The following is a 23,474-nucleotide window of genomic DNA, read 5'->3' on the forward strand; positions in this document are numbered from 1 at the left end:
AATCTCCTGCTGATACAGCCTTGAATATGAGATAAAGTTATCCTTTCGATAACACATTCAGACAAATGAAATATAGAAAATATACGTCTGAGATTTTGATGTGGATTTACTATAGCAGAATAAAATAACAATGTCAACGTAAAAAAGCTATCAACGACGATATTCAACTCCATTCGTTGTTATCGTAGTTGATAGCTTCCTTATTTCACTTCATTCTTCCCCGACTCCAAGTCTAACGCCCAGAAATTCCTCTGTAAATTTTCTCCGCTGTCATCGGCAGTTCTCTAATGATCACTCCTGTCGCGTTCTGGATTGCATTGCTGATTGCCGGTGACGGTGTATTGATTACGATTTCTCCGATAGACTTCGCTCCGAACGGTCCTGTCGGCTCGTAGCTGCTCTCGAACTCAACACGGATTGTTCCGACATCAAGACGAGTCGGGATCTTATACTGCATCAGGGAATTGCTGAAGTTCTTTCCCTTTTCGTTATATACAACATCTTCATACAGTGCCATACCGATTCCCTGTGCGATTCCGCCTTCCACCTGTACACGCGCAAGGTTCGGATTTATAACTGTTCCGCAGTCTACGACTGCTACGTAATCGATCAGTTCAAGTACACCTGTCTCTTTGTCGATCTCAACTTCTGCCATACCAACCATGAATGGCGGTGGAGATACCGGTGAGGAAAATGCTTCACTTGCGGAAAGTGGTGCGTTACTGAAACACATTACATTATTTCCAATCTGACTTCTTGAAATCTGCTTTCCTGTTGCCAGCTCTGTTACATATTCTCCATCGAAATCTACATCTTCCGGCTTGCATCCGAGATACTCTGCTCCACGCTCGCAGATTTTCTTGCGAAGGGATTCACAAGTCTTAACAACTGCCTGTCCTGTTACATAAGTTGTACTGGATGCGTATGAACCACAGTCGTATGGAGAGATGTCTGTATCTACTCCGAATACAACAACTTCTTCCGGTTTACATTCAAGACACTCTGCTGCCATCTGGGCAAGGATCGTATCGCATCCTGTTCCCATATCAGTAGCTCCAATGATCAGACTGTAGAATCCGTCATCATTTACTTTGATTTCAACCGCACCTGTATCTACTGCTGAGATTCCAGATCCCTGCATGGACATTGCAACTCCGACGCTGCGTACTTTTCCATTTCCCATATCACGGTATGGATACTTTTCATCCCAGTTGATCATTTCTTTTGCTCTGGCAAGACATCTGTCGAGTGTACAGCTGTTTGTAACTTCGCCATAATAAGCCGGCATCTTATCGCCCTGGCGTACCATGTTCTTCTCACGAAGCACTGTCGGGTCCATTCCGAGAACTTCTGCAAGTTCATTTACAGCTGATTCTACAGCGAACTGTCCCTGTGTTGCTCCGTATCCACGGTAAGCTCCTGCTGACATAACATTTGTATAAACGACATCATATGTAAAGCGAAATGCTTCTGTCTTTCCATAAAGTGGAATGGATTTGTGACCGGAAAGACCTACGGTTGTCGGTCCGTGCTCACCAAATGCTCCAGTGTTGGAAAGTGTATAGAGATCGATTGCTTTAATATTTCCTTCTTTATCCGCTCCCAGACGTACATGAAGTTCCATCTCATGACGCGGTGAAGAAGCGATCAAAGACTCTTCTCTTGTGTAAATGATCTTCGCCGGTTTTCCTGTCTTCCATGTGACAAGTGCCGGATAAACTTCGGAAACTACAGTCTGCTTCGCACCGAATCCTCCACCGATTCTCGGCTTGATCACACGTACTTTGCTCTTCGGAATATCGAGTGCATGAGCAAGGATTCTTCTTGCATGGAACGGAACCTGTGTAGATGAAACGACATTTAATCTTCCGTATGCATCTAAATATGTATAAGTACGGAAAGTCTCCATCATCGCCTGCTGGTTCGCCTTTGTATGATAAACGCGATCGATCACGTGATCACATTTTGCAAGAACTGCTTCTACGTCTCCATCTCCACATACATCATGTGCACAGAGATTTCTCTTGTTGTCTGCGCCAACCGGGCAGAGGCTTCTCCAGTTATCTTCCGGATGCACAAGGATTGGATTATCCTTTGCTGTACGGAAATCAAGTACCGGTTCAAGAACCTCATACTGGATCTTCACAAGCTTCATCGCTTTCTTAACTGCTTCCTCTGAAGTTCCTGCCACGATTGCAGCTGCATCTCCAACGAAACGTACTCTCTGGTCAAGGATCAGACGGTCATACGGACTTGGTTCCGGATAGGTCTGACCAGCCATTGTAAATCTCTTATCCGGACAATCTTTATATGTAAGAACACATTCGATTCCAGGTACAGCCTCAGCACGTGCTGTGTTAATATCCTTAATTAATGCGTGTGCATATGGACTTCTGATCACTTTAACAATCAGACAGTCTGACGGTGCAAGGTCATTTGTATAAACACTTTTTCCTGTAACAAGTGCAGCAGCATCTTTCTTTACGACAGGACGGTTTACAATCTTCAGGGATTCTATAGCTTCTCCTTTTTCCTGATTGCTGTGGACAAATTCCGGTTTCTCAGGAATCAGATTCTGAACTTTATCTATTCTTTCCATTCTTACTCCTCCCCGCCCATTTTCTTTACTGTAATGTTAACTGCTGTATTTCTGACTTCCATATATTTCTGGATTGCACGAAGCTGTCCCATGTATCCTGTACAGCGGCACAGATTTCCTGCCAGATATTCTTTGATTTCTTCTATAGAAGGGTTCTTCAATTCACGAAACATTGCGAGCACGTTCATAATGAATCCAGGGGAACAGAATCCACACTGCTCCGCACCTTCCTGTGCAAGAAATGAGCCGAATTCTGCTGCTTCTTTCTCCACACCCTCAAGTGTTGTCACTTCATGTCCGTCAATGCTTGCTGCAAGAACAGAACATGACAGGCGGGATTTTCCATCGATCCATACTGTACACAAACCACAGTTTGTTGTCTCGCATCCACATTTTACACTCTTACATCCAAGATCACGCAGAAGGTTCAAAAGGACTGTATCTGCAGCGATCTCTGTACTTACTTTCTTTCCATTCAGGGTAAACTGTACTTCCATCCTATTTCTCCTCCGCATTATATTCATCTAAAATTGAGCGCATCTCTCTGCGAAGCAGAACCTCCGCAAGGTGCTGTCTGTACTCCGCACTTCCGCGCATATTGCTTCCATAAGTAAATTCTGCTGCCACACGTTTTGCATACTCTGTGAGCTGCTCGTCTGTAGCATCTTTCGGGATCTCCCACTGCTTTTCAAGCAATGCCGCTTTCATCGGTCTTGCTCCTACCGAAAAGAACCAGGACTCCTGACCTCTGTAAATTCCTGTTACGACAGAACATGTCAGTACTGGAAAATCTGTCTTTGTCTGACGAATTGATTCATAACGGAATTTTCTCTTGCTCTTTCTGACGATCACGGATACAAGAATATCCTTATCTGCTTTTCTGTTTACAAACTCAGAAAGTCGAACAGTTCCTCCATTATATAATTCCACAAATGTATCCAGTGCCAGTAATGCAGTCAGCACATCAGAAAATCCGTATCTTCCATAGATACTGCCTCCAACTGTTGCCTGATTTCTAAACTGAACTCCAACAATATGACGAAGGCTTTCTGCAATTCCGTCCCCATAGAATTTTCTCAGCCCCTCATGCTCTTCCAGCTGGCGCAGTGTACACATTGCTCCAATGCGGAATACATGGTCTGTCTCCTCAATCTCATTCAAACCAAGTTCCGACATATCAATGATTGTCTTCACTCTTGCATTTCCTAATCTCATCCACATCATACCGCCCATGATACGACTGTTTCTTGCCTGATTCAGCTCGTAAGCCTCCTCCAGTGTCTTAACTTTCACGTAATTACCGATTGTTAACACAGTAGGTCTCCTTCCTATCCACATACCTTTTCCAAGGATCGCGGTTCTCATCCTCGCAATTTTCTCTTGTTATCTTATGTCGTTTCTTGCGATTGTTTTTCAAAAAACAAACATACAAGCATAAAAAAAGTGCAAATGAAACAACTTTGTCATTCACACATCTAGCGAATTAATGATATCATATATATAAGAAAAAAGTCAAAAAATCGGTTATACTTTATTATAATCAATTTTTATAAGGTGTACTTATAACCCGGGTACTATAAATAAGAAAGAAATCCAGAAACCATGTTGACATCATTGTACCCTCGGTGTTATTATTTGCTTAAACACGGAAACGTAGATAGAGGTTGCATTTTTCATAAGTAAGGTGACGGATGTGTCAGGAACAGAAGAACTCATCGGAAAGGGAAAGATGCCGAAAGGGTAAGAATCCTGAGTTCTTGTTCTTGGGCATGACGTGAATAGCGGCATGACTGTCATCGCAAGATGGAGAGCTATCTGAATTATACATAATGTATATTTTGGGACGGCGCATCTTGCCGTTTCTTTTATGTTTATTTACAGTTTACGCATTCTTGCATAGATGTATATTAAACAGTTACTGCTCATGGCTATTATAATTATCGTTCACAAGGAACTTATGCGCAATAACCGTTACTGTTCACACGATGTGCGACCAGCAACGCATCTCGCCATTTTAAATCGCCTTTGGCGATGGGGCGAGATGCATTCAAGTCAAAACACGCATCCTCCGTGTCAATCAGCGAAGTGATTGACACGGGAGTGAACAGTAACCAATAACCTGCTGTGACCAGTAATACTTTGTTTCACCATGTTGAAGGAGGATAAAAAGAATGGCAATTTTTAAAGGCGCAGGTGTAGCGATCGCTACTCCGATGAAAGAGAATCTTGAGGTCAATTATGACAAATTAGATGAGATGTTAGAGGAGCAGATTGCAGGCGGAACAGATGCGATCGTCATCTGTGGAACAACAGGTGAATCCGCTACTATGACAGAGGAAGAACATGCAGCAACAATCCGTTTTGCAATTGAGCGTGTGAACCACCGTATCCCGGTCATCGCCGGAACAGGTTCTAATTGTACAAGAACAGCGATCCAGTTATCCAAAGAAGCTCAGGAAGATGGAGCTGACGGAATTCTGCTCGTTACACCATATTATAATAAAGCAACACAGAACGGACTGATTGCTCATTACACAGCAATTTGTAATGAAGTAAATATTCCGGCGATTCTGTACAATGTACCAAGCCGTACAGGATGTGGACTTCAGCCACAGACAGTTGCAACACTTGTGAAAGATGTTGAGAACATCGTAGGTATTAAAGAAGCATCTGGAAATATCAGCACAGTTGCACAGATCATGCATCTTTGTGATGGCAACGTTGATCTTTACTCAGGAAATGATGATCAGGTTGTACCGCTTCTCGCACTTGGCGGAATCGGAGTTATCTCCGTTCTCTCCAACGTAGCTCCGGCTTACGTGCATGACATGTGCTACAAATTTTTCTCAGGAGATATCGCAGGTAGCCGCAAGATGCAGTTAGATGCACTTCCACTGGTTGATGCTCTCTTCTGTGAAGTGAACCCGATCCCGGTTAAGGCTGCTCTTAACATGATGGGAAAAGAAGTTGGAACTCTTAGAGCACCTCTGACAGAGATGGAAGATGCACATAAAGAAGTTCTGAAAAAAGCAATGATGGATCTTGGAATTCTGTAAGAGAACAAAGAAAGGAAGAAGTGATTTTGAGGTCGCTTCTTCCTTTTTTATAATTGCCTGATCCGGCGTTTCTCTTGGTATTAACATCACATCATATCGCCCGTAACCGCTTTCTCTGTTGGACTTTACTTCATAACAATCTCTTAATTCTACCAAAAGTCCCAGAACGAATCCATGATAGAAACGCTCCGGCTGACTTTTTCCTGACGGATGTCTTCCTGTATCAAAACTGTTGAATGTAGCTAGTGCAACTTCATTCATATAAGTATTCATCTCTTTCACATTCCCCCGAAGCATCGCTTGGATAAATGCGTTATAATTTGATTCAGAATTAGAGAACCATCCTTGAAACATTTCTTGAATTTTCTTTATTTTTTTCTTGACATTCATCACTCCATAAGGTATACTTAACAAGTCGCTTGAGTTAAGCGACAACTGAATAGGGGATTGGTCAAATGGTATGATAGGGGTCTCCAAAACCTTTGGTGGGAGTTCGATTCTCTCATCCCCTGTAAGCCCAGTAATCGTTATGATTGCTGGGTTTTTTGTTTTTCCCAGTAAATACAAGGGTTCTAGGATTCTAGCATATTAGAATAATTCTCATAAAATGGTGAAAATATACGATATTAGAAAACTATGCAACACGAAATGCAACACGAAAATAGAAGAAAATGATACAATATTAAAGCCCCAAAGCGAACTGCTCTGGGGCATCTTTTCTACTCAATCCAAGCCTGGAACTTATCCACGAATCTCTTCTTGTCCCCCGCATAACCGTCTGCACCGTTGGTTTTTAACGTGTCGATCTGCTCACCGTAGAAGTTAGAGTTATCTCTAACAGAAACTCTGTAATGAACCATCTTGTACTTATATCCATCCGGTGTGATGTAGTACAGCTCAATAGCAAGAATCTCTGAACCATCTCCGAGGATTCCGTTCTTTTTATCATTCAGATCATAGCTATTGCCGAATGTAAGATACGGAAGCCAACCACTCTTTCTTGTGTATACTCGACAACGGATACTTCCCTTGCTAACTTTGATCGCAAGCCACTTGATTGGAACATTATCACCTTTTCCAGCCCAATCAATCTTGTTCACTACTGGTGGCCACCATCTATCCGTGAAAGCCTGATATGTAATATCGACCTGTCCTAAGTCTTTCTTCTCTGCTGGCTTAGAAGGTGCTGACGGTGTAACAGGCTGAACAGTTCCACCAAACTCCATGTAGCAATGGTTCACATCTACTCTTCCGCTGACTCCATCTACATAACCATCTGAGGAATACTGCCAAATTGCGTACTGTCCCTTGTATGTATCTTCCGGAAGATTCTTGTATCTTGCCATCCATTCAATATACTTGCCACGTACACTTCCAAGATGGTTGCTAAACCAACTCAGTGAAGCGTAGATTCCCGGAATATATCCATTCGCCTTAAGTCCTTCGCAGACGATTTCACAGCATCTAGGAGCATAGTTCTGTGTTCCCGGCTCTTCTACATCAATGAAAATTGGTAACTGGAATGTATGCCCTTTAATCAATCTCAAGATGTGATCAAGTTCGCTCTGCGCCTGTCTGTCACAAGTAGCGTAGCTGTACAGATAGACTCCTACCGGAATTCCAAGTCTTTCGCACTCTGCAAGGTTGCGAATCCACTGCTTATCGTCCTGTGATGCGATATCATCTCCATATCCACAGCGGAGAATAGCTCCGGCACAACCAGATGCTTTTACCTTTTCCCAGTTGATGACTCCATTATGATAAGATACGTCAATAATCAGATTACTCATACCATCCACCTTCCTTCAATTCTGCTTTCTTCTGCTCAATCTCCGCAGCGTGTTCCTCTGCGAACTTCTCCATAACTTCAAGTGATGTTCCTTCGTTATCGGAGATTTCCTTTGCTGAAAGTCCGTAAGCGAAACTCTTAATTGTTTCTTTAATTGTCTGTTCTGTCATGATTCTTCTCCTTTCTTGCACTGGTGCAATTCCTTGGCTGCTTCTTTCGGAAGCTCTTCTGTCATATCATCGAGGAATTTCTGAATCCATTTCTTGATTTTGGTTGGTACTGGAAGTCCGCATAATGTCATATTCTTGAGGATGCTAACCAGTTCGTACAATATGAATAGTAGACTGAAGAATTCGCAGATTCCCATCTTATCAATTCCAAGAATCTGTACATATTTCTCAGGTACCATGCCTAATACATTAATATGCATAATCACGTCCGTTGCCATAAGGAATCCTACTGACAGGAGCATTCCTGCTTTCCGAATTGCTCCGTCGATTCCTACGCAGCTGTTGAATTTGTGTTCTTTAATCGCTCTGAGTACACCAAGTATCGTATCTAGAGCAACCGCTATCAGCAAAATTTTTACAAATGAATTGCTTGACAGCAATGTGATAATCTTATCCATCATTTCAATCCTTCCTTTCTAAAATTTATATTTTGGCCGTTTTTCTCCCCACAGCAAGTATCTTATCCAATCATCTAGATAGACGGCTACAGCCGACAGGAAGAACCACAATACCGTAAATTGCGGACAAATCTGTCCAAGCAGATTTCCTGGAAGATTGCTGTAGTCCCATACATTCCATCCCAATATGATATTTACAATAGTTCCGACAATCAACTCCAATAACGTTATAATGATAGCTCCTGCTGCCATAGCAATACCTCCATGAGCCGCATAAACTCCGGGGTTTTCGGTGTTTTTGTGTACCACCTGTATATCACGGTTGTCAGTTAATTCAAACGAGTTTCTTCTTATTTAAACAGCTCAGGGTAATTTGATGATACAATATTCAGTCCCTCTGAAAATCATTTTTATGTTTCTTTCGGTTTCGCTGTGACCGTGCAGGATACCGGGAAATCATAAGGATAGTCATACGGATAATCTGCTGTCTCCTGAATCTGCACAGATATGGTAAACTTTTCCCCTGTCCCGACAGGATTTTTGCTCAATTTGATTTCCGTGATTGTCAGCATCATACCACCTCTACTTCTATCCTTACTTTCCTCGTTGAATCAGCAACCACATAAGTAACTTCCAGTATATAAGACTTCGCCTTTTGCACTGGTGCAATTTTAATATCCAGATAATGACCATTGATCTCACATTCTCCATGAGATTCAACTTCTCCAAACCGTGACAGACTGTAAGATGCTGCCAGAATGGTAAATGGTTCATTATTCGGACTTCTTACCAGCAGTTTGACATGTTTGTCCTCACCCTGGATAAATCTTACTCTATTCACAACAGCACCTCCCATGACACGGATGAACCACATCCACACAAAATTCTTCCTGAACTACTTCCACGGTATACTCATATGGTATGAGATGGATGCATAGAGTAGCTGGATCCACGATTAACAGTAACTTCGTGCAAAATGCTATATTACCCGCCTCGTCTTCTGCAGTCACTTCTACCACATACATCCCATCAAGATCATAGGGGATCGTGACTTTCCACAGATCCCCTTCTGCCCGTTCAAAGATAACCTCTTTCCCGTCTACCTTGCCGGTTGCCTTCACAACCATAACAGAACCTCCTAGTCCGTAATCTCTACAGCAATCACAAAGGTCTTACCACAATCAACCGGATTCGGAGTCAGGGTGATAGACTTGATCACCGGAGCGGCTGTATCAAGCGTTACATTTCTCGTGATCGTTGTAGTCTTACCTGCTTTGTCCTTGGCAATGATCGTAATCTTGTTTGCACCATTGGTCAGCGTTACATCCTTGCTAAAGAATCCATCTGTCCCAACTGTAGCCGCTGCACCATTTACAGTAACTGTAACCGGCTTAGATGTTGCATCGTCTGTCTTACCTGTAACAGTAATAGTTGTCTTATTTGTCACAAGACCTTCTGCCGGTGCTGTAATCGTCAGAGTCGGCGGTACTGTATCCACTGTAAAGGTTGCTGTCTTCGCTGAAGCTGCATTTCCATCATTATCTGATGCTGTCACAGAAATTGTGTGACTTCCATCTTTCAGTGCGGTAGTCGGTTTATAGCTGCATTCATATCCACCTGTGATTGCTGTCTTTGTAACTGTAACGGCTGTACCATCCAGCTTCATTGCGATTGTACCGGAATTTACACCAGAATCTGCATCTGTTACCGTAAACTTGATGGTCGGTGTTGCGTTTGTAATATAAGAATCGGCTGTCGGTGCAGTGATACTGATTACCGGAGCTACCTTCTCTTTGACTCTGATCTTCAGAGAGGAACCAAGTGTTGCATGGCTCTGATCAACGGTCGTTGTATTTCCTGCCACATCTGTAGCCTTTACCGTACCGCCCAGAACGTGGTCCGTCTGGCTATAACTGGATTTACTTGGTGCAGTTACCGTCGCTTCCCATTTTCCTGATGTTGAATTGTATGTCAGATTAATCGTCTGACCATTAAATATATACTGTGCTGTTTTTACTGCCATCTGTTTTCACCTCTACTCCTGTGTCTCATCTGTAACAAGTTCGCCCATTCCGGAATCTTCCAGGATCTCTTTTACCTTATCTTTCAAAAGTCTTGGAACCTGTTCATACGTTTTCTTTCCCAACATAATCTGCTGTGCCCATAACATTGCCATCATTTCTTTACCTCCGTTGTTTTGTAGCATTATGAATAAATTGGTTAATAGAGTTACCATTACTGATATACCAGCTCAGACATTTCCAGAAGACAGCCCTCTAACTGGTCAATCTTCTCCTTCATGTCTGCCTTTTCTTTCTCAAGTGCCTTGATTCGGTCTTCCGGTGCCTGCTCTTCCTGGTACATGACAATTCCAAGAATGCCCGCTGTATACTTCACAACAGCATCAAACTTCGTATAATTTTCATAGCATGCAAGCTCTGATCCACGCTCACGGACTGTCATCTTCTTTGTTGTCATGGAGTCTGAAAAAATTGCTTTGATCTCATCCTCTGTTGCTGAGATTGTTTTGACCAGAAGACCACCATCAGCCTGAATGGATACATCCTGCACTGTCAGCTCCTGACCATCGTTGAATATAATTTTCATATCTTTTCCTTTCTCTGAATCATGTTTCTATGTTGCATATATAAAAGCGCATAACAAAGACACCCGACCTGCGCCGGATGTGAATCCAAAACCACTGCCAATTCCTTAGAAATAAGAATTGTGAGTTATTTCCAGGTTCCCTTAACATCATAGTTTAAATCTGTTGCTCTGGAAGTATTACCATATTGCAAGATAGTTCCTTTCATGTCGATTCCAGACACAGATGCATTGCCAGTCCATACAACACCAGAGTTATTTGCCGTGTGTTGTACAGATGAAATGGTTTTAGCAGTAATCCCAATATTTAATTTCTGATATTGAGCGTAATAAACACCGCTTGATCCAATCTGATTTGCAAATACAAGATCCTTGATTGCTATATGACCATATGCTTCAAAGCGTCCGTCTGCGTATTTCTTCACATATCTGTTATCACTGACTTTGATCAGCTCATATGATTTGCCATTTAATTCAGCAAGTGATCCCACTACACTCAACAGGCTCTTCACCTCCGTAACATTGATTCCATTGTAGTGAATTTCAAATACCGGACACTCATCTACAAGATCTCCCTCCTGAAGATTGCTCTTCGTATATGTCGGAACTGCTGGGCTGCTCGCCTTTGCTGTCCCGGTGATCACCTTCCATTCGCATTTTTCAACCTCTGTCTCCGCATTCCTGGTATACCGGTTTACCACGAGGTCAATTCTCTGCATTCCATGTGATCCATTCGTCAGAGTGACCTCATCATAAGTTCCGATTTCCACACAGGAAATACATCCATGATGGCACATCATCCCGCTCCGGATCTTGAGCAGATTATTGGAACTCAATTCCGGCTTTAAATTTTCTCCGCTCGTGAGAATATAACTGTCCTGTCCCAGTATTCCTTCCAGCATCTGCCGGAACTGCTGCGAAGTCACATGGGGTGATCCGGTTCTTCCAGATACAATTTTCATTCTTCATCTTCTCCTTCCAATTTATAAGTAATTGATTCTACATCATTTGTGATTTCATAGATGATGTTCTTTACAGGCTTTGACATATACATCCCGGTCAGGTAATCTCTGCCTCCTACGATATCTCCAATACCGACCTGAAGTCCAAGACTTGCAACATCCATTTTGAATGTCTTCTTATTCATTCGGTCCTGAAGTCGTTCAATTGCATTTTTCTCAAGTTCATCCGTCTCCGTTGATGTATTTTCGTACACCTCCGTGATTTCATCCAGCCCAGTATAATATTTTTCTTTTCCAATACTACCGTTTTTCTGTACATACAGATGGAATACATTTCTTTCCTGAAGTTCTCCCTTTCCTGCTACGATCAGATGATTCACTCCATTCCGCTTATCATCCATTGTATAATTCAGCTGCATGTCTTTCGACAGTTCCAGTTTTTTTGAATAATCTACAACAGGAACTGCTTCTATCAGCAGATATCCCGGTTCTCCCTGCTCCCGAAGGAACCGGATGTTCAACCTATACTCTTTGCTTTTCAGCATCTTGCTAATCCCTGCAAGCAAGGTACAGTAGCGGTCAAACAGATAATTACTGACCGTGATTTCTGTATTCTTGGAAGACACTACATACAAGCCACTAAACTCCGGTTCAATCAATGCTTTCATAACCTGATGTATTTCCCCTGTTACTTTCTTGTAATCAGATCCTGCCGGCGGCTCAATCACTTTGTACTGCAAAAATCCACGCCAGGTGATCCCTTTCACTTCCACATAATCAAGTGTGGTATCCGTCAGGATCTCACCGATAATTCCACCATATTCTGTACCAACAATGTATATATAACTGGAAAAGTTCAATTCCGGATACCAGTTTGATCTTGCGATCTGAACTGAAAACTCGTACTCTCCATTCACATCTGCAGTAAAATTAGCATCTTTCACATATCCAATCTCATGTAGATTCTTATCTGCCAGTGTTACCACGGCGGCTCCCTCCTGTTCAAAAATAAGGTCAAATCAAAACCAAAGTCTCCCGACCAGTTGATATTTAAAAGCCCGGAAGGAATTTTCTCAAATATGCTATGTTCCAGCGCTCTCTCATTAAATGCATTCTGCACAGTTCCATTTGATAAATATCTCATAACCTTACAAGATCTGCTGTCGATCACAAGATATTCATTTCGTTCCAGTGTCACAAATACCTCATAAGGATAATCATTGATTAAGATTCTTGGATTCACGCATGGTCCGTAGATAATCATCTGGAAATCACTCGGAATAATATGCTCTACTTCCCACACAGCGGTCCCGCGCTTCACTCCTGCAAAGTCGAACGGATGATTATACGGAAAATCAATACCTGCAGCTGCCTCTTCTTCGGGCTGTGGAAAGAATTGTTTTCCAGTTTCTACCACCCACACAAGCTCCGGTGCCTGAAAGGTAAGTCCCACCTCGGAATAGACGTAACCTTTCCATCCTTCCTTTGCCGATTTTAATATCCTGCATCGTAAATAAGCTCCATTTACATACAGCCTTCCATATACTTCATTTTCCGCATCAACTGCTATGATCTTATAGAGTTGCTCCATATTCGACCGGAATTCGTTTCGTTTCCCGAATACGTCAATTGTCACGGTCTTTTCATACCCGTTAGAAGACTCTGACCAGTCCGCATCAAACCAGTCTGTCTTCATAGTCCTATAGGGAGCCTTCAGAAGATTCAGTTGCTCCCCTTTTGAATTTTCATAATATACAATCATACTTGCGGTACCGCTCCTTTCGGCAGTGGCTTGTCAATTCGCTCTGTTCCAAGATATATTGGTCTCTTCGCTATCGTCTTGGCCGCTTTCATCTGTATCCTCTCCAATCTGTCATAATCCGTCTGATCCGTTGGTCCGCCCCATACCGGATGGTTTCGTATTCCATCCACGCTGTTGTTGGATGTGCTTCTGCTTGTAATCAATTCAGCTGACTTCTTCAGGCTTCCTACAGCTCTCTTGACTCCTGCGCTCATGCTCTTGACTGGAATATTCTTCTCAAATCCGATTCCCATACCAAGAGCCATCATCTTACCTACCTGATCACGAAACACACGGGACGGTGAATGAATACCAAGTTTTGATTTCACCCAGTCAAGGGCATTGCTTGCTGCATTTGCTGCTGCATCTGCCAGACTCTTTGCCGCGCTGCTAAGTCCGCTTGCAATTCCTTTGATAATATTAACGCCGACACTTCCCCAGTCCACACTGGTGAATGCATTCTTGATCTGGCTGATCATGGACGGGATCTTACCAAGCAGGGTCGGAATTCCTTTTACCAGTCCGACCGCCAATTGTGTGAGAATCTGAATACCAGTTTGTATGATCTTTGGCAGGTTCGTAATAATCGTAGATGCCAGTTTTCCAATAATGACCGGCGCTTTCGCTGTCACCTGCGGGATTGCATTTGCGATCCCCTGTGCGAGCCCCATCATTAAATCAAGTCCTGACGAGATAATCTGTGGGAGATTGCTGATCATCGCCTCCACCAGTGTCAGAATCATACTTGCCGCTGCCGGAATCAATTGCGGGAGCTGTTCTGCCAAACTGCTCACAAGTGTTGCTATAATACTTGCGCCCGTAGAAATAAGCGCCGGCAGATTCGCTGTGATTGCATTCATTAATCCCAAAATCAGCGTTGCGCCCTGCCCCATCAATCCCGGAAGTGCTGCTGTAATTCCATTTCCAAGATTGGAAATAATCTCCGGACCTTTCGTCTGCGCAAGAAGCAGCAGCTGATCAATCTGCGTTCCAAACTGACTGTAGATCAATCCCAAGCCGGCAACAACAACGGCTGCGACCGCCCCGAAATTCAGCAGACTGATAAAGGATGGGATAAATCCGGCAACCGATGACAGAATCGGCGCAAAGGCATTTCCAATGATACTTGCATACCCGGAAATCTGTGTTCCTACTTTTCCAAAACTTCCACCGATTACCGATCCAAGTTTTCTTATTGGCGCAGTAAATTTAGACACTGCATTTGTCACTGGTGCGCCTAATTTGCTGATCTGATTCTGAATTCCGGCTCCATAATATTTCACATGGTACGTTATTTTACCAAGCACTCCGGAAATCTGTTCTTCCATTCCTTCAAATGGAATCAACACTGCATCTTTTGCTGTAGAAAGTGCCTTGGCGCCAGCTTTCATCTTTCCGCCGAGTTTTTTGATATCTCCCGGCATCTTGTTCAGCTTTGCTACTGTTCCGCCGCTTATTTCTCCCAGACCACTCAAGATATCGCCACATGTACCGGCACTTTTCCCAAGTGCACTAAATGCCGGAGCTGCCCCTGCAAGAACCGCTACCGTCTTGCCGAGATTCATAAGCTCATCTGTGCTCATGTTCTGCAACTTATCTGCCAAATTTCCAACACTATCCGTAAAAACTTTTAGCTGCGGCACAGCTTCTCCGATTTTTCCAGATAATGATTCAAGAACATCCATTCCAGTCTTCCCAAGTCTCGGAATAATCTGTTCCAAATTGTTGAAGATATTTTGTGAAGCTGTCCAGAAAGTATCTACAAGATCATTCGCGCTGATCACGCCTGCTTCAAAGTTCTCCCATGCAGCTTTCGCAGAATTAACAGATCCCTCAATTGTTGTTGACGCTTCCTTCGCAGATGTTCCGGTTATTCCAAGATTTTCCTGGATCTTATGGATTGCGAGGATCATCTGATCAAATGTAACGTTATCGAGATCCTCTATCTTTTCGTTCAGAACACCTGAGTCGTTGATCAGCCGGATCATTTCCGCCTGTGTACCGCCATATCCCAGCTTCAGGTTGTCGAGCATGGTGTAATTCTGCTTTGCAAATCCCTGATAAGCATTCTGGATGTCGCGCATGTTCGTGCCCATCTTATTGGCATTATCTGCCATATCAATCAGTGCTGTATTCGCAATTTCTGCTGCCTTCGCAGTATCTCCACCAAGCCCCTGCAGCAATGATGCCGAGAAGCTCGTTACCGTGGACATATACTCATTCGCGGAAATCTGAGCTGTCCTATACGCCATATTGGCATTTTTAATTACCGTCGATGCACTGTCCTTAAACAGTGTCTCTACTCCGCCGACCTGCTGCTCCATATTTGCCACCACATCAAGTGATGTCTTTACGATTGCGGCCGCTCCTGTTCCAATAGCAGCTACTGCTCCTGCAGTTGCTTTCGTTACAACCGATAATCCGCTTTTCCCGAGGCTTCCCAGCTTCTTTATGCCGTCGTTGAACCCTTTTTCATTAATTTTTGTATCAAAATTCAAATAGCCGTCCGCCATACTATCACCCTTTCTGATAGCACGGCTCAACGGCTCACATGTGCTTAAATCCTAATCTTCACTTCTCTCCTGCATTCCCGACAATTAAGATACACGCCATTGCACTTGGCTGTATCTTCGTATATCAGCAGTTTCTTTCCACAATAAGGACACCTGTACCATTTGCGTTCTGTCGGGATGTTGATCATCATTTTCTTTGTCACGCAAACATATCCCCAATCTCGTAGTCTGTCATTTTTCTCTTTCTCTTCTTCAGCGCAATGGCATCCTGTATTCTCTTGATTCTTTTACGCTCATCCTTGTCCTTTACAGTTCTGAGATCTATACTTCGGTACATCATTCTCTGCTTAATCTCTGTGCTTTCCGGAAGCCCTGTAAATAATGTCTGAAACTCCCACCAGTGCATATACTCAATTTTCTGCAGGTCAATACCATACACTTCCCTGAATGCGCTGTAGATCCATGTCATGTCTTCCTCGTAGGAATAGACCTGTTTTGATGATTGCACAGGTGCAATTTCTTCTTTTTCACCCGGATTCATGGCGAGGAACTCGCCGAGTGCATCAATTGCAGCTTCCAGATCGTCCGGTATTGCGTCCGTATACCATTGCATCATTAGTCCGCACTTAACATTCTCCGGTACACTGTCGTCCTCTACCAGTTTCATTAGTCTTATCCATTTCCGGAAATCTGTCTCCACCGGATATTCCTTTCCGTCCACTGATACAAATTCCGGAAACTTATCAATCAAAATGTTCATCTCTTACCTGTTGTTGGAGTATTTCCTATTCTTCTGCTTATTATAGTTCCTTCTCTGCTGCCTGTTTCCATGTTGCTGTATGGTATATTCACTATACTTTCCATTGATTCTTTCAGCGTCCGCATCCTCGAACTTTTTCAATGCCTCTGCAGCTTCAATGCACAGGTTCAGGCTTGTCTTTCCGCAGAACATTGCTTCATGTGCCCCGTCTCCGATGATTCTGTCGAAGAAATTGAAATAGCACCTGCACTGGGCACGGATGATGTCTGCCGTCTTCCCTGTAACCGGAGTCTTCTTTGCTTCTTCCTGTAACAGCTCCTTTGCTTCTTCCAGGTTTTCCAGGAAATCAGCGTCTGTAAAATCGATCTCCGCTTCAAGATCTCCAAATTTAAAAATTTCCATTAGCTAACCTCTCTTTCTCACTCTGCTGCAAATGTACAAGTCTCCCAGCCGTCTGTAGTAGTGGCTGTGCCTTTCGTGATATTGCCTGACGCCTTGAAGCTACCTTTGTAGATCAGTGCGTCCGTTCCATCCCCTTCTGTATCCGGGATTACATTCCAGTCACGCTTTCTTGCGGTACATGTGTTTTCCACTTGCTTTTCGTCAAACAGATCTACAGTCACGATTGTAACCTGTGTGTCTGATCCAATAAGTTCATCATCTGTAATTTCTGCGATTCTTGCTTGTACCGGATCGTTTGTATACAGGTCGAACTCATAATCGACAGATGGTGCATAACCAACCACGTCCGAACGCTCACTTGCTTCGTCCACATACTGTCTGCTGTATTCTGTTGCGTTTTTTCCGTCTGACATGGAAGTAAATCCTGTCATCCTGGTGAAGTTCTTCCCATCACCTGTTGCATCCATAAACGCAACTCGCTTATGTCTTCCAACCAATTTCTTTTTTCCATCAGCTGTTGTCATTTCCATACCTCCTGTTTATTTATAAATTGCTCTGCAAATCATCTGATACCGTCCCAGATCAGCTTCTGCGCTAAATAAATAGCCGGACTGCAGCACTTCTACTCGAATAGCGTCATGCCCGTCCAGCTCCGGTACGATATCATTCATATTGTTCTGTTGTGTCCACTCCTCGAAGTCCTGATAGAACCCGCTGTTTGCGATTCCTGTTCTGGCGTCCCCGTCATAAGCTTCCTTACTTGTCAGAGCGAACTGGAACTGTTTCAGGCAGGAGCCATCCACATATTTCTTGTATATCGGATCTGCTCCGATCGGATCAATGGAGTATTCCATTCCGTCACCGAGATAATCGATATTGATCTTCCGGTTGTTAATGCCTGGGTAGGACTTCACATATTCCCGGATACTTTCGATGATTGGCGTCTTCTTATTTTCCTGCAATCTTCTCTGCCCCTTCCCTTATAACATCCTTCTTGCTTGCTTTCATGGTTTCAAACCATTTTGACCTTGTCTTGTGTTCATAGTACTGGCGGCGTGCATACGGAGTGATATACTCGATTGATCCGGATCCGATCACCGTTCCAAGCGTTCCGGACTTGATCAGCATCCCGGTTCTTCTCGGAGTCAGTGGATTCATATAGCGCAGGCATTCTGAATCGACGAATTCCTGTGCATTGGAAAAAGCACCCTCTTTTCGCTCTGAAAAGCCAGGTGCCCATTTCAGTTCTGCCGTTACCGATCCGTCTGAATTCGTAACCGTGGTGATACTTCCACGTGGCGTATTGATTGAAAATGCTTTCTTGCCAGCCATCTACTCACCTCCGACCCTCCAATGTGGAAGCGTCCCAAACCGGTTATCTGACCAGCTTGTCACCTTACAATGCCTCTGGAACAGCTTTTTCAAATCCGCCGGCTTCTCAATCTCCTGACAGCACTCACCGAGCACGATCTGATCCCCGTTCTGTATAGTCCAGTTTCCGAAGCCTCCACAACAGGCATACTCTTCCGGCGGGAGATACTGATCTGCTTCTGGAATATCCGCAGGAATACGGATCTTATAGACTTCCGCACTGTTCAGACCGTTATCTGAAACTGCGGCCTTATGATCTACATAAACATGAACGCCGTGCAAGACTGTCCGGGACCAGGTATCAAAATGAGTGGTCTCATCGTATTTCCTGTTATAAACAGTCACATCCATATTTGTGATCACAACGCATCCCCACCTTTCTTGACAGCCATCCAGTAGGAAGAAGATAAGGATATACCGCATCATATACCTTTTTCTTCACAATCTCTTCTGCTGTCTTTCCATCCGTCTGCTCTGTAACATAAGTGACACTGTATCCGTCATTATTTTCTGACTTCACCAACGGGGTTTCTGACTGCTGCTGTGCATTGTATTTGTAATAAACCTCTGCTGCAGCGCAAACAGCATCTTTTACCGCGTCATTTTCCACAGCAAAGATATCACCTTTCACATAAGTCAAATGCCGGATATAGGCTTCCGCCTGCCTTTCGGCTTTTCGAAAGTCCTGTTCCGGAATGGTTCTTCCTCCATATTCGTCTGCATAATATCCATACGTGACCTGCATGGATCATCACCTTCCCTTACTCACCGGATTTCAGAACTGCAAACGGACATCTCTTGGTCTTGTCTGTCTTCAGTGAATTGATCGGGTTCGGGATTTCCCATCCAAGACGCATCACTGCACGAAGCGCAACCATATCGTTCTGCATAAGATTGTATGCGATGGTTCCGTCCGTATTCTGGACAACACCTTCTGTGAACAGCTTAAATGTAATATCCTGACGGATAGAATATACAAGCTGCGAGAAATCTCCGGAGATCATGAGAGCTTTTGATTTATCAAACGCACCGTTGTTTGGGAAGTTCATTGGGGATCCATCAAGTGCATACTGTGTAGTTCCCTGCAAATCCTGTTTAAACAATGGATCACCATTTGTATTTTTCAGTCCTCTAAGTTTAGCTCTCATAGAGATATCTGCCATGTGACCATTTACAAAATATCCGCAATCTTCAACTTTTGCGATCACTCCATCCTCTGCCATGATTTTGTCATAGAGGCTGTCTGACGTTCCTAATGTCACAACTGCATTCGCTTTTGTAGCTGTCGCAACTACATCTTCTCTCCATGTAGAAGGTTTATTTTCACCAAACAGCACAGCTGCATCAATCACTTTTCCAAATGCCTCTGTTACTCTTGGCTTTACTTCTGCCCAAATGTCATATTCTACATCGTCCAATACAGCTTCCGGAATCGGAACAATAACAGCAATTTCCTCAGCTGTAATAAACTTCTTGTCCCAAGCCTGCTTTGTTGTCTTCTTCTGGCCATTATCACCATTTACAAAGTAAGCAATCGGCAGCATATCAAGGACTGGCATCTTGTACTGCTTACTCGTCATATTTGCAAGCTTACGTCCTCTTGACAGCACTGCTGACTGTGCGATTGTTCCCTGGATAATCTCGCTTGCTTCCTGCGTAGGAATAAGTGACTCTGCTCCGCTACGATCAATAATGTTTACATCTGTTTCAAATATTCTTAAATTCATTCTTTTTCTATTCATTTCATGCCTCCATTATCTTCTTGCAGCAGCTCTGATTCTGTCATTGATGGATGCATTCATATTTCCACCAGAACCATCGGATGCATTTCCTACTGAAGAATCTGCGATACGATAAGAGCTACCGCCTGCATATCTTGGATTCTCTTTCAAAAACTTCTCTGCTGCCTTTTCAAATGTTGTTTTATCATCTACCATTTTGGAGATTTTAAAAGTTACATAGTCCAGATCGTCCACCTTTACTCCTTTGCTGGACAAGAATTTTTCATTTTCCATCTGCTGGACCTTGTTCTGAGATTCTGCTAACTGCTGTTGTAACTGCGCTACGTTCGGTTGGTTTTTAGCTCTCTCTGTTTTGAACTGGCTAATTGCCTGAGTTACCTCGTCTTCTGTCATTCCCTGACCTCTGAAGAAATTTGCAAGAGCTGCTCTTTCCGACTTTTTCGCTCGTGAACTTGCAATCTCTTCCAATTGTTCATAGGTATATGTTCCGGTTCCATGTGCTCCGGATGCGCCACCAGTGGATCCATTTCCACCATCTCCATTCCCGGCATTTCCACCCTGTGTACCAGAGCCAGCTCCTGCGCCGTCTTCAAAGAGCTGTAACATCATTCTTTTTTTATACATTTCATACCTCCGTTTTGCCTCGACAGGCTCTGAGCTTTTTCCGTCTTCACGTTTTGGACATAATAAAAACACCCCGAAGGATGTTTTCTACATAAATGTTATACAGTTGTATTCCCTGTTAATATCTGTAACCCCAAGGAACCAAGAATCCATCAGAAGTTTTCCACCATCTGATAGTTTTTCCCATTCAATTATTGTCATTCCACTTCCAGTATCCTCTCTTATCCGATCATTAGACAGATCTTTTAATGAATTAATCAGATTACATGTAAGCGCTGATACCGCAGCGCACACACGATCGACACCGTTAGGACCATTTCTTCCTGCATGACCGTTCATCTGAATACTGCGATCTGTTATTTTAATAGTTATCATTGAAACCTCCTAAAATTGAGTACAAAAATACCACCGGTCATTATGACTGGTGGCAACTATACAACTGCATTTAATGCTTTGTTGTATTCAATTTCTAATTCATGTTTAAACTTTTCAATCTCTTCTTTTTCCCAACCCTTTTCTTGCAAAGTAGATACAATCTCTTCTGGTTCGCATAAAATTTCTTTCAGGCTATTTATTTCATCGAGCAGATGTGTATTTCTAATAGCAATTTTTATCTGCTCTTCTGAATATCCCTGTTCAACCATAACACTACGCATATCTTCATCTTCAATTTCTTGTAGTTTTTTATCTACATCTGGTGTGCTCATGTCAAACATCGTCATTGCAATCCCTCCATAATCTCTTTTAAAACCTCTCCAAAGATTCTAGCGGCTTCTCTTGGCTTTTTACTAGTCATATATTCTGAAAAGCATTCTGCAAAAAACTCTCTTTCATTCTTATTTGCATACTCTGATATATGTTTAGTAATAAATTCTTTTTTAGAAAACTCTAACGCTTCGTTAAGCTCTCTTCCATTATATCCCATCCGGGACCATTCCGCACGCTCTACACGAATATAATCAAAATATCCTAATTGTTGCAATACTTCTCGTTTTACAGCTGCACTCGTTCGAGTTGTTCCGTATATGCTTATTTTTCCTCCCCAAACTCTATTTCGTGTAAGATAACCATCTAATTGATGCCCCATTTCGTGAATTATAATAGCGTCCGCATCAGTCCCTTCAGGATGAAACTGCATTCTTACATCTCGGTCATACCGCTTTTTTAGCTCCTTGTAGTCACTAAACTCACTGCTAATTCTCAAAACGCCAGACAAAGACTCGCTCATTGCATAGCCTGTTATATTGGGATCATACAATACTTTGTTCGTATATCCTTTAAGCTGTGGAAATTTATCGTATACTTTCTTAATTCCATTATATACCGATTTCTTTGATCTTTCATCCATTTTTCCAAAATCGACATTCTTTTTATCCACGCCTAGCATTTTTACTACCTTGCTCTTTTCAAACAGATTGTCTGTACCCATTATATTCTTTGCCACTTTTAATTCTGCTTTGCTTGGAGCTACTTTTCCCCGCATATCCAAATAGATACGCTCACGTTCTTCTGTAAGGCTCATCTTCCGGCAGAATCTGGAATACTCATTAAGCTGTCCTTGATATTTTGCTTTTTGAAGTATTACTTCATTCGGATCAGCGCCACCATGTTGCAGTAAACACACTTTTTCACGCTGTGCCCTCATGGCTGTTTCCATCTGCCTCTGTCTTTGTTTTGCTTCGTATAGCGTATATTCTTTACCACGGAACTCCTTCGGATCATTCTCCTTTTGATTCTGCTCTTCCAGCCAATCATCTGGCCAGTTCCTCTCTGAAATTCCTTTTATGAATGGATAATAGGTATGATAGCAGTTTGCTCCTAGAAGACCTGTCACCGTACCAAGACCGCAAACAGAATGTAATTGCTCTTCTGTCCATATTCTTCCTTGCCATACGGAATGAGTTGGTCGTGCTCCTGCATGCCACTCCACCTCGAAATACTCCGTTCCTAGCTTCTTTGCGTTATACTCTGATATTTTCCCAGTGATCTGGCTTACCGCTGTCATAACAGCTCTCCTAGCAGCCACATCCACACGATTGGTTCTGCCGGATGCATATTCTATCTGCCGTAATCCGCTATTGGTCAGCTGTGTGACTACTCGTCTTAGAACTGTATTATAATCAAACGATCCGGTCACGATATCAAAGCAAGCTGAATCAAGATAATTTGTATAGACCTGCGACAACGGTGTTATAATCTTTTTTCCATCTCCGTAATCTAAGTAAAACCCTAGAGAATTTGTCACATTTTCTAAATTTTCCAAACTCTGCTGCACGATTGCATCTGTAATCTGCTTGAGCTGTTCATTTTCTTCGAATGGTATGTACTCTGCATTAATCTGTTCGTATATATCCTTATTGCGGACATATTCCCAATCAATCACTTTATCGTACAACTCAAACATCTCCGGGTAAGAAGCACTAAGCGTTGCCTTGATTTCATTTTCAATGTCTTCTGATGAATAACCCAAAATAAGCAATCTGCTAATCTGCCAGTCTGCTGTGCCTGTAATCTTTCCGGTTTTCTTGATCCGCCGGACAATATCCTTCATAATCCGAAGTTCTAAATCTTGATATCTTCCAGCAATCTTACTGGCCATCTGATTCTTGTAATCATCTCGCAT

General features: G+C 42.9%; 30 protein-coding genes, 1 tRNA gene, 1 pseudogene and 1 riboswitch. Of the genes and pseudogenes, 2 read left to right on the forward strand and 30 right to left on the reverse strand.

The window, feature by feature from the left end; genetic code table 11:
* Positions 1–232: 232 nt before the first annotated feature.
* Genes ACZ47Z_RS11755 through ACZ47Z_RS11765 form a run of 3 tightly spaced genes read right to left on the reverse strand, consistent with a single transcriptional unit; the run spans position 233 to position 3,913 of the window.
* Positions 233–2,599: a xanthine dehydrogenase family protein molybdopterin-binding subunit gene (locus ACZ47Z_RS11755; protein WP_020436999.1), complete on the reverse strand. Its 2,367-nt coding sequence runs from the start codon at positions 2,597–2,599 to the stop codon at positions 233–235.
* 2 nt (positions 2,600–2,601) lie between these two features.
* Entirely contained in the window at positions 2,602–3,096 is a 495-nt protein-coding gene (locus ACZ47Z_RS11760) for a (2Fe-2S)-binding protein (RefSeq protein WP_015528188.1), read from the reverse strand.
* Position 3,097: 1 nt separating this feature from the next.
* Entirely contained in the window at positions 3,098–3,913 is an 816-nt protein-coding gene (locus ACZ47Z_RS11765; RefSeq protein WP_020436997.1) for an FAD binding domain-containing protein, read from the reverse strand.
* A 336-nt stretch (positions 3,914–4,249) separates the two neighbouring features.
* Positions 4,250–4,421, forward strand: a riboswitch (Lysine riboswitch).
* Between the two features lie 349 nt (positions 4,422–4,770).
* Between ACZ47Z_RS11765 and dapA the strand changes: the two genes are divergently transcribed.
* Positions 4,771–5,655, forward strand: a complete 885-nt coding sequence (gene dapA / locus ACZ47Z_RS11770; RefSeq protein WP_054751748.1) for a 4-hydroxy-tetrahydrodipicolinate synthase — start codon at positions 4,771–4,773, stop codon at positions 5,653–5,655.
* A 78-nt stretch (positions 5,656–5,733) separates the two neighbouring features.
* Here the strand turns inward: dapA and ACZ47Z_RS11775 are convergent.
* A pseudogene (locus ACZ47Z_RS11775) lies at positions 5,734–6,045 on the reverse strand (PD-(D/E)XK nuclease domain-containing protein); the annotation flags it as partial.
* Between the two features lie 51 nt (positions 6,046–6,096).
* Between ACZ47Z_RS11775 and ACZ47Z_RS11780 the strand changes: the two are divergent.
* Positions 6,097–6,167 (forward strand) — tRNA-Trp (locus ACZ47Z_RS11780).
* A 207-nt stretch (positions 6,168–6,374) separates the two neighbouring features.
* Here the strand turns inward: ACZ47Z_RS11780 and ACZ47Z_RS11785 are convergent.
* The 26 genes from ACZ47Z_RS11785 to ACZ47Z_RS11910 all read right to left on the reverse strand — a co-directional run bounded on the left by ACZ47Z_RS11785 (position 6,375) and on the right by ACZ47Z_RS11910 (position 23,474).
* Positions 6,375–7,445, reverse strand: a complete 1,071-nt coding sequence (locus ACZ47Z_RS11785) for a glycoside hydrolase family 25 protein (protein ID WP_226871629.1) — start codon at positions 7,443–7,445, stop codon at positions 6,375–6,377.
* Positions 7,438–7,614 (reverse strand): hypothetical protein, encoded by a 177-nt coding sequence (locus tag ACZ47Z_RS11790; RefSeq protein WP_157050385.1) that lies wholly within the window; start codon positions 7,612–7,614, stop codon positions 7,438–7,440. Before ACZ47Z_RS11790 ends, ACZ47Z_RS11785 begins: the two co-directional genes overlap by 8 nt.
* The gene (locus ACZ47Z_RS11795; protein WP_319018167.1) at positions 7,611–8,075 is read right to left on the reverse strand and encodes a phage holin family protein; all 465 of its coding nucleotides are present in this window, start codon (positions 8,073–8,075) and stop codon (positions 7,611–7,613) included. The genes ACZ47Z_RS11790 and ACZ47Z_RS11795 overlap by 4 nt, the downstream gene beginning before the upstream one ends.
* Before the next feature lie 15 nt (positions 8,076–8,090).
* Positions 8,091–8,324: a putative ABC transporter permease gene (locus ACZ47Z_RS11800; RefSeq protein ID WP_319018166.1), complete on the reverse strand. Its 234-nt coding sequence runs from the start codon at positions 8,322–8,324 to the stop codon at positions 8,091–8,093.
* Between the two features lie 158 nt (positions 8,325–8,482).
* On the reverse strand, positions 8,483–8,647 hold the full coding sequence (locus ACZ47Z_RS11805; protein ID WP_226871628.1) for a hypothetical protein: 165 nt from the start codon (positions 8,645–8,647) through the stop codon (positions 8,483–8,485).
* Positions 8,644–8,913 (reverse strand): hypothetical protein, encoded by a 270-nt coding sequence (locus ACZ47Z_RS11810; protein ID WP_054751742.1) that lies wholly within the window; start codon positions 8,911–8,913, stop codon positions 8,644–8,646. The genes ACZ47Z_RS11805 and ACZ47Z_RS11810 overlap by 4 nt, the downstream gene beginning before the upstream one ends.
* Entirely contained in the window at positions 8,906–9,199 is a 294-nt protein-coding gene (locus tag ACZ47Z_RS11815) for a PF13754 domain-containing protein (RefSeq protein ID WP_117569493.1), read from the reverse strand. Before ACZ47Z_RS11815 ends, ACZ47Z_RS11810 begins: the two co-directional genes overlap by 8 nt.
* An 11-nt stretch (positions 9,200–9,210) precedes the next feature.
* Positions 9,211–10,095: an Ig-like domain-containing protein gene (locus tag ACZ47Z_RS11820; RefSeq protein WP_054751738.1), complete on the reverse strand. Its 885-nt coding sequence runs from the start codon at positions 10,093–10,095 to the stop codon at positions 9,211–9,213.
* Positions 10,096–10,107: 12 nt separating this feature from the next.
* A complete protein-coding gene (locus tag ACZ47Z_RS11825; protein WP_226871627.1) occupies positions 10,108–10,251 on the reverse strand; it encodes a CD1375 family protein in 144 nt (47 codons plus the stop codon).
* 56 nt (positions 10,252–10,307) lie between these two features.
* Positions 10,308–10,679 (reverse strand): hypothetical protein, encoded by a 372-nt coding sequence (locus tag ACZ47Z_RS11830; protein WP_054751733.1) that lies wholly within the window; start codon positions 10,677–10,679, stop codon positions 10,308–10,310.
* Positions 10,680–10,804: 125 nt separating this feature from the next.
* Positions 10,805–11,638 carry a hypothetical protein gene (locus tag ACZ47Z_RS11835; protein WP_464525595.1) on the reverse strand — a complete coding sequence of 278 codons (834 nt, stop codon included), beginning with the start codon at positions 11,636–11,638 and terminating at the stop codon, positions 10,805–10,807.
* Entirely contained in the window at positions 11,635–12,624 is a 990-nt protein-coding gene (locus ACZ47Z_RS11840) for a siphovirus ReqiPepy6 Gp37-like family protein (RefSeq protein ID WP_226871625.1), read from the reverse strand. Before ACZ47Z_RS11840 ends, ACZ47Z_RS11835 begins: the two co-directional genes overlap by 4 nt.
* On the reverse strand, positions 12,618–13,400 hold the full coding sequence (locus ACZ47Z_RS11845; RefSeq protein ID WP_054751729.1) for a hypothetical protein: 783 nt from the start codon (positions 13,398–13,400) through the stop codon (positions 12,618–12,620). Before ACZ47Z_RS11845 ends, ACZ47Z_RS11840 begins: the two co-directional genes overlap by 7 nt.
* Positions 13,397–15,937 (reverse strand): phage tail protein, encoded by a 2,541-nt coding sequence (locus ACZ47Z_RS11850; protein WP_226871624.1) that lies wholly within the window; start codon positions 15,935–15,937, stop codon positions 13,397–13,399. The genes ACZ47Z_RS11845 and ACZ47Z_RS11850 overlap by 4 nt, the downstream gene beginning before the upstream one ends.
* Positions 15,938–16,151: 214 nt before the next feature.
* Positions 16,152–16,712, reverse strand: a complete 561-nt coding sequence (locus tag ACZ47Z_RS11855; RefSeq protein ID WP_117569499.1) for a bacteriophage Gp15 family protein — start codon at positions 16,710–16,712, stop codon at positions 16,152–16,154.
* A 3-nt stretch (positions 16,713–16,715) separates the two neighbouring features.
* Positions 16,716–17,114 carry a DUF6673 family protein gene (locus ACZ47Z_RS11860; RefSeq protein ID WP_117569500.1) on the reverse strand — a complete coding sequence of 133 codons (399 nt, stop codon included), beginning with the start codon at positions 17,112–17,114 and terminating at the stop codon, positions 16,716–16,718.
* Between the two features lie 17 nt (positions 17,115–17,131).
* Entirely contained in the window at positions 17,132–17,638 is a 507-nt protein-coding gene (locus ACZ47Z_RS11865) for a hypothetical protein (protein ID WP_117569501.1), read from the reverse strand.
* A gap of 15 nt (positions 17,639–17,653) precedes the next feature.
* A complete protein-coding gene (locus tag ACZ47Z_RS11870) occupies positions 17,654–18,076 on the reverse strand; it encodes a hypothetical protein (protein ID WP_117569502.1) in 423 nt (140 codons plus the stop codon).
* Positions 18,063–18,446, reverse strand: coding sequence for a minor capsid protein (locus tag ACZ47Z_RS11875; RefSeq protein ID WP_226871623.1), 384 nt, complete (start codon positions 18,444–18,446; stop codon positions 18,063–18,065). Before ACZ47Z_RS11875 ends, ACZ47Z_RS11870 begins: the two co-directional genes overlap by 14 nt.
* A complete protein-coding gene (locus ACZ47Z_RS11880; protein ID WP_226871622.1) occupies positions 18,447–18,848 on the reverse strand; it encodes a DUF6751 family protein in 402 nt (133 codons plus the stop codon).
* Positions 18,817–19,230: a head-tail connector protein gene (locus ACZ47Z_RS11885; RefSeq protein ID WP_226871621.1), complete on the reverse strand. Its 414-nt coding sequence runs from the start codon at positions 19,228–19,230 to the stop codon at positions 18,817–18,819. The genes ACZ47Z_RS11880 and ACZ47Z_RS11885 overlap by 32 nt, the downstream gene beginning before the upstream one ends.
* Positions 19,231–19,246: 16 nt before the next feature.
* Positions 19,247–20,227: a phage major capsid protein gene (locus tag ACZ47Z_RS11890; RefSeq protein WP_054751718.1), complete on the reverse strand. Its 981-nt coding sequence runs from the start codon at positions 20,225–20,227 to the stop codon at positions 19,247–19,249.
* 12 nt (positions 20,228–20,239) lie between these two features.
* Entirely contained in the window at positions 20,240–20,851 is a 612-nt protein-coding gene (locus tag ACZ47Z_RS11895) for a hypothetical protein (RefSeq protein WP_226871620.1), read from the reverse strand.
* 87 nt (positions 20,852–20,938) lie between these two features.
* Positions 20,939–21,226 carry a ribosomal-processing cysteine protease Prp gene (locus ACZ47Z_RS11900; RefSeq protein WP_370791390.1) on the reverse strand — a complete coding sequence of 96 codons (288 nt, stop codon included), beginning with the start codon at positions 21,224–21,226 and terminating at the stop codon, positions 20,939–20,941.
* A 56-nt stretch (positions 21,227–21,282) separates the two neighbouring features.
* Positions 21,283–21,573: a hypothetical protein gene (locus ACZ47Z_RS11905; RefSeq protein WP_054751716.1), complete on the reverse strand. Its 291-nt coding sequence runs from the start codon at positions 21,571–21,573 to the stop codon at positions 21,283–21,285.
* The gene (locus ACZ47Z_RS11910) at positions 21,570–23,474 is read right to left on the reverse strand and encodes a phage minor capsid protein (protein WP_464525596.1); all 1,905 of its coding nucleotides are present in this window, start codon (positions 23,472–23,474) and stop codon (positions 21,570–21,572) included. The genes ACZ47Z_RS11905 and ACZ47Z_RS11910 overlap by 4 nt, the downstream gene beginning before the upstream one ends.

The organism is Mediterraneibacter faecis, assembly GCF_055383675.1.

What these genes read in the sequence shown, in the direction of transcription:
- ACZ47Z_RS11755 (WP_020436999.1), bottom strand. Translation starts at nt 2,599, where the DNA reads ATGGAAAGAATAGATAAAGTTCAGAATCTGATTCCTGAGAAACCGGAA.
- ACZ47Z_RS11760 (WP_015528188.1), bottom strand. Translation starts at nt 3,096, where the DNA reads ATGGAAGTACAGTTTACCCTGAATGGAAAGAAAGTAAGTACAGAGATC.
- dapA (WP_054751748.1), top strand. Translation starts at nt 4,771, where the DNA reads ATGGCAATTTTTAAAGGCGCAGGTGTAGCGATCGCTACTCCGATGAAA.
- ACZ47Z_RS11785 (WP_226871629.1), bottom strand. Translation starts at nt 7,445, where the DNA reads ATGAGTAATCTGATTATTGACGTATCTTATCATAATGGAGTCATCAAC.
- ACZ47Z_RS11790 (WP_157050385.1), bottom strand. Translation starts at nt 7,614, where the DNA reads ATGACAGAACAGACAATTAAAGAAACAATTAAGAGTTTCGCTTACGGA.
- ACZ47Z_RS11795 (WP_319018167.1), bottom strand. Translation starts at nt 8,075, where the DNA reads ATGATGGATAAGATTATCACATTGCTGTCAAGCAATTCATTTGTAAAA.
- ACZ47Z_RS11800 (WP_319018166.1), bottom strand. Translation starts at nt 8,324, where the DNA reads ATGGCAGCAGGAGCTATCATTATAACGTTATTGGAGTTGATTGTCGGA.
- ACZ47Z_RS11805 (WP_226871628.1), bottom strand. Translation starts at nt 8,647, where the DNA reads ATGATGCTGACAATCACGGAAATCAAATTGAGCAAAAATCCTGTCGGG.
- ACZ47Z_RS11815 (WP_117569493.1), bottom strand. Translation starts at nt 9,199, where the DNA reads ATGGTTGTGAAGGCAACCGGCAAGGTAGACGGGAAAGAGGTTATCTTT.
- ACZ47Z_RS11820 (WP_054751738.1), bottom strand. Translation starts at nt 10,095, where the DNA reads ATGGCAGTAAAAACAGCACAGTATATATTTAATGGTCAGACGATTAAT.
- ACZ47Z_RS11825 (WP_226871627.1), bottom strand. Translation starts at nt 10,251, where the DNA reads ATGATGGCAATGTTATGGGCACAGCAGATTATGTTGGGAAAGAAAACG.
- ACZ47Z_RS11830 (WP_054751733.1), bottom strand. Translation starts at nt 10,679, where the DNA reads ATGAAAATTATATTCAACGATGGTCAGGAGCTGACAGTGCAGGATGTA.
- ACZ47Z_RS11835 (WP_464525595.1), bottom strand. Translation starts at nt 11,638, where the DNA reads ATGAAAATTGTATCTGGAAGAACCGGATCACCCCATGTGACTTCGCAG.
- ACZ47Z_RS11845 (WP_054751729.1), bottom strand. Translation starts at nt 13,400, where the DNA reads ATGATTGTATATTATGAAAATTCAAAAGGGGAGCAACTGAATCTTCTG.
- ACZ47Z_RS11855 (WP_117569499.1), bottom strand. Translation starts at nt 16,712, where the DNA reads ATGAACATTTTGATTGATAAGTTTCCGGAATTTGTATCAGTGGACGGA.
- ACZ47Z_RS11860 (WP_117569500.1), bottom strand. Translation starts at nt 17,114, where the DNA reads ATGGAAATTTTTAAATTTGGAGATCTTGAAGCGGAGATCGATTTTACA.
- ACZ47Z_RS11865 (WP_117569501.1), bottom strand. Translation starts at nt 17,638, where the DNA reads ATGACAACAGCTGATGGAAAAAAGAAATTGGTTGGAAGACATAAGCGA.
- ACZ47Z_RS11875 (WP_226871623.1), bottom strand. Translation starts at nt 18,446, where the DNA reads ATGGCTGGCAAGAAAGCATTTTCAATCAATACGCCACGTGGAAGTATC.
- ACZ47Z_RS11885 (WP_226871621.1), bottom strand. Translation starts at nt 19,230, where the DNA reads ATGCAGGTCACGTATGGATATTATGCAGACGAATATGGAGGAAGAACC.
- ACZ47Z_RS11890 (WP_054751718.1), bottom strand. Translation starts at nt 20,227, where the DNA reads ATGAATAGAAAAAGAATGAATTTAAGAATATTTGAAACAGATGTAAAC.
- ACZ47Z_RS11895 (WP_226871620.1), bottom strand. Translation starts at nt 20,851, where the DNA reads ATGTATAAAAAAAGAATGATGTTACAGCTCTTTGAAGACGGCGCAGGA.
- ACZ47Z_RS11900 (WP_370791390.1), bottom strand. Translation starts at nt 21,226, where the DNA reads ATGATAACTATTAAAATAACAGATCGCAGTATTCAGATGAACGGTCAT.
- ACZ47Z_RS11905 (WP_054751716.1), bottom strand. Translation starts at nt 21,573, where the DNA reads ATGACGATGTTTGACATGAGCACACCAGATGTAGATAAAAAACTACAA.
- ACZ47Z_RS11910 (WP_464525596.1), bottom strand. Translation starts at nt 23,474, where the DNA reads ATGCGAGATGATTACAAGAATCAGATGGCCAGTAAGATTGCTGGAAGA.